Origin of the sequence: Streptomyces sp. HNM0645 (assembly GCF_030056615.1) — a bacterium.
In the GTDB taxonomy this organism is placed as follows: Bacteria; Actinomycetota; Actinomycetes; order Streptomycetales; family Streptomycetaceae; genus Streptomyces; species Streptomyces marianii.
Genome location: NZ_JASHLT010000016.1, coordinates 125,698 through 135,506, shown reverse-complemented (window position 1 = coordinate 135,506; position 9,809 = coordinate 125,698). Strand labels below are relative to the sequence as shown.

Annotated in this window: 10 protein-coding genes; 3 read left to right on the top strand and 7 right to left on the bottom strand. The window is 74.9% G+C overall.

From position 1 onward, the window contains the following. Positions 1-209: 209 nt before the first annotated feature. The 4 genes from QMZ92_RS14015 to QMZ92_RS14000 are packed head-to-tail and all read right to left on the bottom strand — an operon-like array spanning position 210 to position 3,600. Positions 210-1,259: an NAD(P)H-dependent flavin oxidoreductase gene (locus QMZ92_RS14015; protein ID WP_283297703.1), complete on the bottom strand. Its 1,050-nt coding sequence runs from the start codon at positions 1,257-1,259 to the stop codon at positions 210-212. Beyond that, complete coding sequence (locus tag QMZ92_RS14010; RefSeq protein WP_283297702.1) at positions 1,256-2,005, bottom strand: CoA-transferase subunit beta; 750 nt, start codon at positions 2,003-2,005, stop codon at positions 1,256-1,258. Before QMZ92_RS14010 ends, QMZ92_RS14015 begins: the two co-directional genes overlap by 4 nt. After that, positions 2,002-2,853 (bottom strand): CoA transferase subunit A, encoded by an 852-nt coding sequence (locus QMZ92_RS14005; RefSeq protein WP_283297701.1) that lies wholly within the window; start codon positions 2,851-2,853, stop codon positions 2,002-2,004. Before QMZ92_RS14005 ends, QMZ92_RS14010 begins: the two co-directional genes overlap by 4 nt. Positions 2,854-2,856: 3 nt before the next feature. Further along, the gene (locus tag QMZ92_RS14000; protein WP_283297700.1) at positions 2,857-3,600 is read right to left on the bottom strand and encodes an enoyl-CoA hydratase family protein; all 744 of its coding nucleotides are present in this window, start codon (positions 3,598-3,600) and stop codon (positions 2,857-2,859) included. 66 nt (positions 3,601-3,666) lie between these two features. On the opposite strand from QMZ92_RS14000, the gene QMZ92_RS13995 reads away from it, so the two are divergent. Then, positions 3,667-4,611 carry an SDR family oxidoreductase gene (locus QMZ92_RS13995; RefSeq protein ID WP_283297699.1) on the top strand — a complete coding sequence of 315 codons (945 nt, stop codon included), beginning with the start codon at positions 3,667-3,669 and terminating at the stop codon, positions 4,609-4,611. 1 nt (position 4,612) lies between these two features. Further along, positions 4,613-5,536: an SDR family oxidoreductase gene (locus tag QMZ92_RS13990; RefSeq protein WP_283297698.1), complete on the top strand. Its 924-nt coding sequence runs from the start codon at positions 4,613-4,615 to the stop codon at positions 5,534-5,536. Between the two features lie 427 nt (positions 5,537-5,963). On the opposite strand, the gene QMZ92_RS13985 is transcribed toward QMZ92_RS13990, so the two are convergent. Genes QMZ92_RS13985 through QMZ92_RS13975 form a run of 3 tightly spaced genes read right to left on the bottom strand, consistent with a single transcriptional unit; the run spans position 5,964 to position 8,442 of the window. Then, the gene (locus QMZ92_RS13985) at positions 5,964-7,205 is read right to left on the bottom strand and encodes an ankyrin repeat domain-containing protein (protein ID WP_283297697.1); all 1,242 of its coding nucleotides are present in this window, start codon (positions 7,203-7,205) and stop codon (positions 5,964-5,966) included. Next, entirely contained in the window at positions 7,205-7,519 is a 315-nt protein-coding gene (locus QMZ92_RS13980; protein ID WP_283297696.1) for a hypothetical protein, read from the bottom strand. Before QMZ92_RS13980 ends, QMZ92_RS13985 begins: the two co-directional genes overlap by 1 nt. Before the next feature lie 23 nt (positions 7,520-7,542). Next, positions 7,543-8,442: a hypothetical protein gene (locus tag QMZ92_RS13975; RefSeq protein WP_283297695.1), complete on the bottom strand. Its 900-nt coding sequence runs from the start codon at positions 8,440-8,442 to the stop codon at positions 7,543-7,545. Positions 8,443-8,711: 269 nt separating this feature from the next. On the opposite strand from QMZ92_RS13975, the gene QMZ92_RS13970 reads away from it, so the two are divergent. Then, the gene (locus QMZ92_RS13970) at positions 8,712-9,482 is read left to right on the top strand and encodes a S1 family peptidase (protein ID WP_283297694.1); all 771 of its coding nucleotides are present in this window, start codon (positions 8,712-8,714) and stop codon (positions 9,480-9,482) included. The last annotated feature ends 327 nt before the right edge of the window (positions 9,483-9,809 follow it).

Below are 9,809 nucleotides of genomic sequence, written 5' to 3'. Positions count from 1 at the left end.
CCGGGCGCGGCGAATCCGGACGCACCGGTGCCGGACGTGCCGGGGGCGGCGCGGGGCAGAAGCGCGGACGCACCGCGGGCCGGCCGCAGGGCGGGTCCAGGGGCAGCAGCGCCGCGGCCCGCTGATGCCGTGACCGGGACCACGGGGCACCCGCCCCGCGGTCCCGGCCCGAGGCCGCGGCGCCGCCGCCCGGGGCCGGTAGGAGCGGTTCAGTCCACGGTCCGCAGCCCCCGCAGCACCCCCTCCGCCTCCGCCATCACCCGGCCGACCAGCTCCGCGCAGCTCGGCAGGTCGCCGATCACGCCCGCGACCTGGCCGGACGCCATCACACCGAGATCGGTACGGCCTTCGACCATCGCCGCCCGCAGCAGCATCGGGGTGTTGGCGGCGAGCAGGACCTGGCTCCAGGAGAGGTCCTTGCCGTGCCGCAGCGCGAGGCCGTCGCGGACCATATCCGGCCAGGACAGCCCGGAGAGCTTCCGGAAGCCCGCCGCCCTGCGCAGCGCGTGCAGCAGGGCGCGGGTGCGACCGGAACGTTCCAGGGTCTCGACGAGGTCGGAGCGGAGCATACGGTGCGGCAGGCCGTCGACGGCGGTGGTGACCGTGACGTCCCTGACGGACGCCGCCAGATAACGGGCCTTCACCGCGTCCGGCACCGTCGAGTCGGACGTGAGCAGGAAACGCGTGCCCATGGCGATACCCGCGGCCCCGTACGCGAGCGCCGCCACCAGACCGCGCCCGTCGTGGAAACCGCCCGCCGCGACGACCGGGATGCCCACGGCGTCCACCACCTGCGGCAGCAGCACGGTCGTCGCCACGTCGCCGGTGTGCCCGCCGCCCTCGCCGCCCTGCACGATCACGGCGTCGGCACCCCAGGCCGCGACCTTCTCGGCGTGGCGCCGCGCGCCGACCGACGGGATCACGACCACGCCCGCGTCCTTGAGCTCCGCGATCAGCTCCCGGGACGGGGCCAGCGCGAACGACGCCACCCGTACGCCCTCGTCCACGACGATCCGCACCCGTTCCCGGGCGTCCCCCGCATCGGCCCGCAGGTTGACCCCGAACGGCGCCACCGTGCGGGCCTTCACCTCGCGGACCGCCTGCCGCAGCCGGGCCGGCGTCATCGTCGCGGAGGCCAGGACGCCCAGGGCGCCGGCGTTCGCGGCCGCCGAGACCAGCCGAGGTCCCGCGACCCAGCCCATGCCGGTCTGGACGATGGGGTGCCGCACTCCGGTGAGCTCGGTGAGCGCCGTCCTCATCGGGCGCCGATCTCACGGTCGCGCCGGCCGTCCGGATCGAGCACCTCGCGGACGAGCCGCAGCTCCTCGGCGGTGGGTTCGCGGGTGCACGGGACGGAGCCGCCGCCGGAGACGGCGAGTGGGAAGCCGGTCGCCTCCCGGACCTCCTCCAGGGTGACGCCCGGATGCAGGGAGGCGAGCCGCATCGACCGGTCCGGCGTCTCGAAGTCGAAGACCCCCAGGTTCGTGACGACGCGAGGGATCCGGTGGAAGCGCGCCCCGCCCGCGCGGTCGTACCCGACGCCGCTGACCATGTCGACCTTCTCGACGAAGACCCGGCTCGAGTGCCGGGGGACCCAGTAACTGACCGGGTTGTTGAGGGTGTTCACCGGTGCCCCGCGCACCCCGAGGAGCTGGCGCGCCGGCCGGGACCAGTCGCCGATGCAGGAGATGTTCTGGTTGCCGTACCGGTCGAGCTGGCTCGCGCCCATCATGACGTGCCGCTTGCCGCCGGTGACCACCGTGAGATGGCGGCGGTACGGAAGCCAGCCCTCCACCTCCCCGTCCGGACCGACGAGCAGCGCCTCGCCGTCGGTGAGCAGAAGGTCGGGGGAGAAGGTGCGCCGGGCGAGCCGGGCGCCGAGGGAGGGGATCAGCCCCATGGGGCTCGCCAGTACCTCGCCGTCGCCGCGCCACGCCTCGGCGCAGGCGATCACGCAGTACTCGGACCGGGACGGCGGGGGGACACGGGCCTCTGTGACGGTCACCGCTGCTCCTCGTGCCAGGTCCGCACGGCGGACCGGTAGGCGTGCTCGTCGGGACCCGACAGGAAGCGCTCGGCGAACTCCGGCCACGGCGTGGTCGCGTACAGCTTCTGGAAGGACTCGTCACGGGCGTGGTCAGGGGCGCAGGACGTGAAGTGCGCCCCGTCCGGGGCCTCGACGACGCCCGTGACGGTGTGCCTTCCGACGAGCAGGGTCTGCGGGGCGGCGTCCTTGGTCAGCTCGGCCGTCTCCACCAGCCGCTCGCACGAGACGTACGCCTCGTCGGCCGCCTCGCAGAAGAGGTCGTCGAAGTAGGGGTCGGGGCCCAGGTACTGGCCGTTGCCGAGCCGGTCGGCACGATTGAGGTGGACCAGGGCGGCGTCCAGGCGCAGTGCCGGGACCGCGACGAACTCCTCGCCGTCGCCGTACGGCGAACGGATCGTGCACAGCTCCGGGTTGACCCGCATGACGTCCGAACCGAGGCCGGCCCGCACGGGCATGAAGGGGAGCCGGTTGGCCGCGGCGTGCAGTCCCCACATGAACATCGCCTCGTCCAGCTCCGTCATCGCGATCGTCCCCGCCTCGCGGGCCGCCCGGAAGTGGGGCTCCAGCGGTACGGAGTCGAGCGTCGCGAACGGCGCGACGAGCCTGCGCACCCGCCCCGCCGCACACAGCATCCCCACGTCCGGGCCGCCGTAGGAGACGACGGTCAGACCGGTGACCCCGGACCGCAGCAGCGCCCGGACCAGGGCCATCGGTTTGCGGCGCGAGCCCCAGCCGCCGATGCCCAGGGTCATGCCGCTGCGCAGCCGTCCCGCGACGTCGTCGGCGGTCATCGTCTTGTCCGCCATGGGTCAGGCCTCCTTGCCGAAGGTGTCCCGGACGCGGCCCGCGGTCCCGGAGAGGTTCGCCTCGAAGGTGAAGCCCTGCTCGTACCGGTAGCTGCGGTGCACGTCCACGGGGTCGATGCCGTTGATGGCGGCCTTGGCGAGCCGGATGAGGCGGCCGTCCTTGGCGGCGATCTCGCGCGCCAGCCCCAGGGCCGCGGCACGGAGCCCGTCGCGGGGGACGACCCGCCAGACCGATCCGTGGGCCTGCAGTTCGGCGGCCGTCACGGTGCGCGAGGTGTAGTACAGGGTGCGCATCAGGTGCTGGGGGACGAGCCGGGCGAGGTGCGTGGCCGCCCCGAGCGCGCCCCGGTCCAGCTCCGGCAGCCCGAAGGCGGCGTCGTCGGAGGCCACGACGGCGTCGGCGTTCCCGACGAGTCCGATCCCGCCGCCCAGACAGAAGCCGTGCACGGCGGCGACGACGGGGACCTCGCACTCGTAGACGGCCCCGAAGGCCTCGTGGCAGCCCCGGTTGGCGCCGATCAGGGCGTCGTGCCCGGCGTCGCGCTGCAACTCCTTGATGTCGACGCCCGCGTTGAACCCGCGGCCCTCGGCGGCCAGGACCACACAGCGGACCTCCGGGTCCCGGCCGGCGCGGCGCACGGAGTCGGCGAGTGCGTACCAGCCGTGGACGGGCAGGGCGTTGACGGGCGGGAAGTCGACCGTCACGACGCGAACGCCCTTCTCCGGGCTTGCGGTGGAGACACCCATCAGCGGATCAGCTACCTTTCCACCAAACGTTTGTTAGGTGACTGCTCGTCAGGAAGGTAGCAGCCGATGGAGCTGGACGGGAGGGTCGCGGTCGTCACCGGCGGAACGCGCGGTGTCGGCGCGGGCATCGCGAGGGCGTTCCTGGCGGCCGGGGCGGACGTCGTCGTCTGCGCCCGCAGACCACCCGGTGCACCCGTCGCCTCCGCAGGACGCACGGCCCGGTTCGTGCCCGTCGACCTGCGGGACCCCGCGGCCGTCGACGACTTCCTCGCCGAGGTCGCCCGCCGCCACGGCCGGCTCGACGTCCTGGTCAACAACGTCGGCGGGGCGCCGTACCGGCTGCTGCGGGACGGCGGCCCGGAGCGGCACGCGCGGGTGCTGGAACTGAACCTGGTGGCACCGCTGACGGTCTCGCTCGCCGCGCACGGACTGCTGCGCGCCGCACGCGGGTGCGTGGTGATGGTCGGCAGTGTGAGCGCGACCCGGCCGTCACCCGGGACAGCCGCCTACGGAGCGGCCAAGGCGGGGCTGGAGAGCCTCGCCCGGTCCATGGCGGTGGAGTGGGCGCCGGAGGTCCGGGTGAACACGGTCGTGCCCGGAATGGTCCGCACGGAACTGTCGCACCTGCACTACGGCGACGAGCAGGGGGTCGCGGCGGTGGGCCGCACGGTACCGCTGGGCCGGCTCGCCGAGCCGGACGAGATCGGCGACGCGGCCGTGTTCCTCGCGTCCCCACGGGCGGCGTACATCAGCGGGGCGTCGCTGCTGGTCCACGGAGGAGGGGAGCGCCCCGCGTTCCTCGACGCAGCGACGGTCAACGGGGGCGCGACGGTCAGCGGGGGCGGGCCGGGCGGCGGGCCCGCGGCGGCCGGTGAGGCGGTGGTGGACGGCGCCAGGGCCGGGGTGGACCGCGACCGGTCCGGTGTGGACGGCGAAGGGCCCGGTGCAGGCGGCGCCGTGGGCAGGACCGCCGGCGCCCCCACGAGGGCCGCCGACGACAAGGAGGGCTGAGATGAACGCAGTTGCCGGGATCTGCCGCGACCGGGTGGTGGCCGTGACGGGTGCGGGCCGGGGGCTGGGACGCGCACACGCGCTGGCGTTCGCGGCGGAGGGCGCGCGGGTCGTGGTCAACGACCTGGGCGTCGGGCCGGACGGCACGTTCGTCGGGGACAGCCCGGCCGGCCGGGTCGTCGAGGAGATCCGCGCGCGGGGCGGGGAGGCGGTGCCCCACTCGGGCGACGTGGCCTCGGCCGAGGGCGCCGCCTCGCTGGTGGCGACGGCGCTCGGCTCCTTCGGGCGGCTCGACACGCTCGTCAACAACGCCGGCTTCCTGCGCGACCGGATGCTGGTCAACCTCGACGAGGACGACTGGGACGCCGTGGTGCGGGTCCATCTGAAGGGCCACTTCCTGCCCCTGAAGCACGCGGCGGCCCACTGGCGGGCCGAGACCCGGGCGGGGCGCGAGCCCTCGGCCCGCGTCGTCAACACCTCCAGCGGAGCCGGCCTGCTGGGCTCGGTCGGCCAGGGCGGCTACAGCGCGGCCAAGGCCGGCATCGTGGGTCTGACCCTCGTCGCGGCGGCGGAACTGTCGCGCTACGGCGTCCAGGTCAACGCCATCGCCCCGGCCGCGCGGACGCGCATGACGGAGCGGACCTTCGCCGAGGCGATGGCGGCGCCGGAGGACCCCGGAGCCTTCGACACGATGGCGCCGGAGAACGTCTCGCCGCTGGTGGTGTGGCTGGGCTCGACGTCGTCCGCGGGCGTGACCGGCCGGGTCTTCGAGGCGGAGGCGGGCCGGATCACGGTCATGGAGGGCTGGCGGCGGGGCCCCACGGCCGACCGCGGCGCCCGCTGGACCCCCGCGGAGGCGGGGGAGGCGGCACTGAGACTCCTCGTGGAGGGGACGCCGCCGCAGCCGGTGTACGGGGCGCGGTAGCAGGCCCCGACGGCCCGGCCCCGGGTGCCGGCCGGGGCCGGTGATGGCGGGGCGCGGTCACGGGTGCCGGCGCGGGTGCTCGCGACGGGGCGACCGCCGCCCGTGGCCCGTCGCCTGCCGCTCGGCGTGGAGGGGTGAGGCCGCCGGTCGGGCCGGCCTTGGTGTCGTGGGCCCGTGGCGGGCCCGGCGCGTCGTGATGAGGCGGCCCGGCTCGGCGCGTCGTGATGAGGCGGCCCGCCACCCGCCCGGGCCCCGCGCGCGGTCCTCGCCCGGGGTTGCGATGGCTCCGTTCCCGGGGTCGTCGCGGCCGCGGTCCCGGCCGGCGGGCCCGGCCGCCGCCGGCGCGACCGGCAGTGTCGTACCCGGCCCGGGAGGCGCCGCCCGGGACCGCACCGGACCAACACCCCCCGTCACCGGCGCCCGCCCGTCACCGCGATCTGGGTACCGTCGCCTCCAGGCGCCGCCGCACCCGTTCGTCCTCCACGTACTCCACGGCCTGGTCCGCGGTGGAGTACGCGTATCCGTCCGGGTCCTCGTTCTCCAGGATGCGGGCCAACGCCCCTGCGGCCCTGGTGTCCTGACGCATCGCCAGCCCGCGTGCCGCCTCCGCGCCGATGTCGGGCACGGCGTCGTCGAGGCGGGCCGCGAGGGCGTCCCGAATCGCGGGGGTGTCCTCCTCCAGATCGGCCAGGACCGTCGTCGCCCAGTCCCTGACCCCGTCGTCCGGGTCCCGGGTGAGCGTGATGACCGCCTCCACCCCGTCCGCGCGGTCCGCCGGCAGCAGCCCGTGCAGCGCCACGGCCACCCCGAAGCGCACCTCGGGATCCGGGTGCCCGGAGTGCCGGAGGATCTCCGTCACGCCGGCCGGGTCGGCCTGCTGCCCGAGCGCCGCCACCGCCGCCCGGATCACCTCGGGGTCGCGGGCCTCCCGCGACAGCTCCCGCAGCAGCGGCACGGCCCTCGCCGGCATCCCGTCGTCCGCGAGCCCCGCCAGTACGTCGGCCGCGAACATCTGCCGCAGCGGATCCTCCGTCCCGCACCACGCGGTCGCCGCGCGGAAGGTGTCCTCGTCGCCGCGGCGCTGGAGCACCGCCACGGCCTCGGTCCAGTCGTCCCGGTCCGGGTCCCCGCCGCGCAGGGCGCGCTCGGCCAGGGTGCCGGCCGGGGTGCGCAGTCCCAGGTCCTCCTCGAGGAGCGTCGCCACGGCCGCGTGTCCGGTCTGCTGCTCGGCACCCGTGATCCCGCCTCCGTCGTGGTGCAGCTCGACCACGACGGTCACCCCGCCGTCCTCCTCCACCCGCCGCGCGAGAGCCCCCACGAAGGTCGCGCAGCCGTCCCCGTGTTCCTCTCGGTGCCGCTCGGTCAGGGTCCGGCGCAGTTCGTCCTCGACGTCGACGTCGAGCCAGCGCCGGGCCTCCGTGAGCGCGTCCCTTTTCGCCCCCGCACCGTGCCGCAGCAGAGCCCGGACGCTCGAAGGCGAGCCGCGCCGGGCTGCCGTGACCAGCGGGGGCTCCTCGCCCGGGCCCGGCAGGTCCGGGTCCGCTCCGTTCGCCAGCAGCAGTTCCACGGCCTCCGCACGGCCCTGGCGGCAGGCCCAGGTCAGGGCGCGGACGCCGCCGGCACCCTCCTGGAGATCGGGGTGGGCCCCCGCAGCCAGCAGTGCCCGCATCACCTCCGTGCGGCCCCACACGGCGGCCCCGCACAGCGGCAGCTCCGCCGCGTCGGCACCGCTCGCCCGGTCCGGGTCGGCCCCGCCGCCAGCAGCAGACGCACCATGACCGGCCGGTCCTGGGCCGTGGCCACGTACAGGGCGGTCTGCCCGTCCTCGTCCGTGGCCTCGGCCGGCGCCCCGGCCCGCAGCGCCCGCACCACCGCGTCGTCGTCGCCCCCGTACAGCCCCTCGAAGAGAGCTTCGGCCGGATCGAGCGCTTCGGCCGGATCCAGGACCGGTCTGCCGGTGTCCTCGGTCTCCTTGGTGCCCATACCAGAACCCTACGGAAGCTCCCTCAGGTGTCGCATTCGAGAATCGTCCGGCACAGCCCGCACCGCGCCCGCACCCGGCCCCGCACCGGCACCCGGATCCGCTGGTGGCAGGTGGGGCAGGGGAACGAGACCCGCAGCCCGCCGCCCGGCGCGTGCTCGAAGGCGTACGGCGAGCCGTGCCCGGGACGGTCCGGTCCCGGATGGTCCGCGGCGTACCGCCGGTCCTTGGCGTAGCGGCGACGCCCGTTCCACCCGGCCGCCGAGAGCGGGGGCTGCCGGCCGTCGCGCAGCGCCCGGTCGCGGCCCTTGGTGTACGCGGTGTACCCCTGCGGGCTGGTGAACCAGACCGACGGGTCCTCGTCGAAGACCAGTGCGCGTTTGGCGAGCACGTAACCGAACTCCTCCGGGGTCAGATAGCCCAGTTTCTGGCTGGATACCTCGTCCTCGCGGTAGGCGTCGAGCAGTAGCCAGCCCGCCCCGAGATAGGTCGCCACCGTGTCGGTGAGGATCTCGTTGTCCCGGGTCCCGTGGAACTCCAGCCCGAGCCGGTGCAGCAGCACGTGTGTGATCTCGTGCGCGAGGGCCGCGCCGATGTCGCGGCGGTGGCGGCGGAACCGGTCGTTCAGTTCGATGAAGTACTCGGGGCCCGCGGTGAGTTCCACGCTCGCGGCGTGGTGCATCTCCCGGAAACTCACGATCATCCGGGCCTCCGGCAGCCGCAGTTGACGGACCAGCGCGTGGGCCACCCGCTGGGCCCCCAGATGGAGGTCGTCGTCGTCGGCGAAGGCGACGTCGGCCGGCGGGACGCTGCCCGCGTAGGCGCGCACGCCGTCGTACGAGAGCCGCTTGTGCAGCGCAGTGATCGCCGCCCGCACCGTGTCGAGGTGCGGGAAGCCGTGCACGACCTCGCTGCCGTTCGCCACGCCCGCCCCCTGTGGGTGCTGTCCGAGGCCGGTCCGCCACCGGCCGGGAGGATGTCCGGACCCTCCCGACTCTACGGCGCGCGACGGCGTCTCGACGGTTGCCCGCGGTGCCGTCGAGGGGTCTCGTCTGGCCGAAAAGTACTTCTTGTAGGGCTCCTGTGACGCTCCACATAATTCGTACACACGCTTTGACGGGCTCATGTCACTACCCATGGCACGGGCCCGCCTGTGCGCACGCGTCACCCCCCCCCCACGAAAGAAGGCAGACCTTGAACAAGCTCGTTCGCGCCCTCAAGAGATGCGCGGTCGTCGGTGCCGTCGTCCTCGCGGCCGTCAGCCTCCAGCCCGCCTCCGCCTCCGCCGCCACCCCGCCCGTCGTCGGCGGAACCCGCGCCGCCCAGGGCGAGTTCCCCTTCATGGTCCGGCTCTCCATGGGCTGCGGCGGCTCCCTGCTCACCCAGCAGATCGTCCTCACCGCCGCCCACTGCGTCGGATCCTCCGGCAACAACACCAGCATCACCGCCACCGCCGGTGTCGTGGACCTCCGCAGCTCCAGCGCCATCAAGGTCCGGTCCACCAAGGTCCTCCGGGCCCCCGGCTACAACGGCGACGGCAAGGACTGGGCGCTGATCAAGCTCGCCCAGCCGATCAACCTGCCGACGCTGAAGATCGCCGAGTCGGCCGCGTACAACGACGGCACCTTCACCGTCGCCGGCTGGGGCGCGGCACGCGAGGGCGGCCCGCAGCAGCGCTACCTGCTCAAGGCGCAGGTCCCCTTCGTCTCCGACGCCTCGTGCCGGCAGTCCTACCCGAGCCTGATCGCCAACGAGGAGATCTGCGCGGGCTTCAGCCAGGGCGGCGTCGACACCTGCCAGGGAGACTCCGGCGGACCCATGTTCCGCCGCGACAACGCCGGCGCGTGGATCCAGGTCGGCATCGTCAGCTGGGGCCAGGGCTGCGCCCGCCCCGACTACCCCGGCGTCTACACCGAGGTCTCCACCTTCGCCTCCGCGATCAAGTCCGCCGCGGCGACGCTGTAACCCGGCCGGGCGCCCCTCGCGCCGCACCGGCCGCGCACTGACCTGAGGGCGCGGCGGGGAAGCCGTCGCCGTCACCGCCGGCGCACGTCCTCCCCGCCGCGTCTCCGCTCCGGCATCCACACCTCGCCGGTCACCTCGCACCGGGCCGGGCGCGAACGGCGTCTCCCACGGCGCCGCCGACCGGTACCGGCCCCGGGGGAGGCCGTGGACCAAGCCGAATCCCCTTGTCGAGCAAGGAAGTTCCAGCGCCGCGTCCCCCGGGGAAGCCACCTCCGCGACCGGTACAGCCCGGGCAAGCCCCCCTCGGCTGCCGCGTCCCGCCTCCGC

Coding starts and splice junctions, on each gene's coding strand:
- QMZ92_RS13995 (WP_283297699.1), top strand. CDS start 3,667: ATGGAGCTGGACGGGAGGGTCGCGGTCGTCACCGGCGGAACGCGCGGT.
- QMZ92_RS14005 (WP_283297701.1), bottom strand. CDS start 2,853: ATGGCGGACAAGACGATGACCGCCGACGACGTCGCGGGACGGCTGCGC.
- QMZ92_RS13985 (WP_283297697.1), bottom strand. CDS start 7,205: ATGCGGGCACTGCTGGCTGCGGGGGCCCACCCCGATCTCCAGGAGGGT.
- QMZ92_RS14015 (WP_283297703.1), bottom strand. CDS start 1,259: ATGAGGACGGCGCTCACCGAGCTCACCGGAGTGCGGCACCCCATCGTC.
- QMZ92_RS13990 (WP_283297698.1), top strand. CDS start 4,613: ATGAACGCAGTTGCCGGGATCTGCCGCGACCGGGTGGTGGCCGTGACG.
- QMZ92_RS13980 (WP_283297696.1), bottom strand. CDS start 7,519: ATGGGCACCAAGGAGACCGAGGACACCGGCAGACCGGTCCTGGATCCG.
- QMZ92_RS14000 (WP_283297700.1), bottom strand. CDS start 3,600: ATGGGTGTCTCCACCGCAAGCCCGGAGAAGGGCGTTCGCGTCGTGACG.